This is a genomic window from Photobacterium piscicola, from assembly GCF_900166965.1.
Classification (GTDB): domain Bacteria; phylum Pseudomonadota; class Gammaproteobacteria; order Enterobacterales; family Vibrionaceae; genus Photobacterium; species Photobacterium piscicola.
On the sequence record NZ_FUZI01000040.1, the window covers coordinates 1 to 1,116 of the forward strand.

2 tRNA genes are annotated in these 1,116 nt (G+C 39.5%); both read right to left on the reverse strand.

The window, feature by feature from the left end:
• Positions 1-46 precede the first annotated feature (46 nt).
• Positions 47-122, reverse strand: a tRNA-Phe gene (locus CZ809_RS20690).
• A gap of 870 nt (positions 123-992) precedes the next feature.
• Positions 993-1,068, reverse strand: a tRNA-Asn gene (locus CZ809_RS20695).
• Between the last annotated feature and the right edge of the window lie 48 nt (positions 1,069-1,116).

The following is a 1,116-nucleotide window of genomic DNA, read 5'->3' on the forward strand; positions in this document are numbered from 1 at the left end:
AACAGATTTTATCGTTGCTTAACACCAAACTTCAAAAGAGAAGAAATGGTGCCTCGAGGCGGAATCGAACCACCGACACGAGGATTTTCAATCCTCTGCTCTACCGACTGAGCTATCAAGGCAACGGAGCGCATTAAAAAGGTTTTTGACCTTTTCGTCAATGGTTTTTTTTTAAATAGTTACTAACATTATCTTTTTTGTTCTGATTGTTGGTATTTTGAACGTGAATGTTTGGTTTTATATGTTTTTGTAGTTATCGACACTATTAATACTAACTCGATAGTGAACGTTAAAAAGTGAGTGTAAGCATAAAAAATAACAAATTTTAGTCTTTGAAAAAGAATAATTAATACTGAAAACCGTCAAAAGTGATCCTCATTGTTCTCTCACACGGCGATTAATTATTTTTGACTGGTATTTTTATGCTTACGCGGATAGCAATCATCGTCATTTTTTATAGTAAATACCCGCAAGGATGATAGGGAATCTACTATTCACGCGTTGTGGATTGATTGTTTTGGCTGGCATCTTTTAGGCTCAATCACGTTGTGAATAGATCGCGGATAATAAGCTGCGACATTTTTGAGGTGGCATACAAGTCTTACCTCGTCATTCCCTACAGTGAGGTTACGAACGAGATAGGGAATCTACTATTCGCGCGTTGTGGATTGATTGTTTTTGGCTGGCATCTTTTAAGCTCAATCACGCTATGAATAGATCGCGAATAGCCCGTACCTCAGCTTTCGAGATGTGAATGATGGGCTACCCCGTCATTCCCTACAGTGAGGTTACGAACGAGATAGGGAATCTACTATTCGCGCGTTGTGGATTGATTGTTTTGGCTGGTGTCTTTTGGGGTCAATCACGCTATGAATAGATCGCGGATAGCCCGTACCTAAGCTTCTCATAAAGTGTTGCCAACTGAACTAAGAGGGAATTTCATTAAACTCCAGATGTAAAAAAGCCCGCAATTGCTTGCGGGCTTTCTTATTTGGCTCCCTCTACTGGACTTGAACCAGTGACATACGGATTAACAGTCCGGCGTTCTACCAACTGAACTAAGAGGGAATTAACTTTTACTATTCAACACGACGAATCGTATCAAATTTTAATATG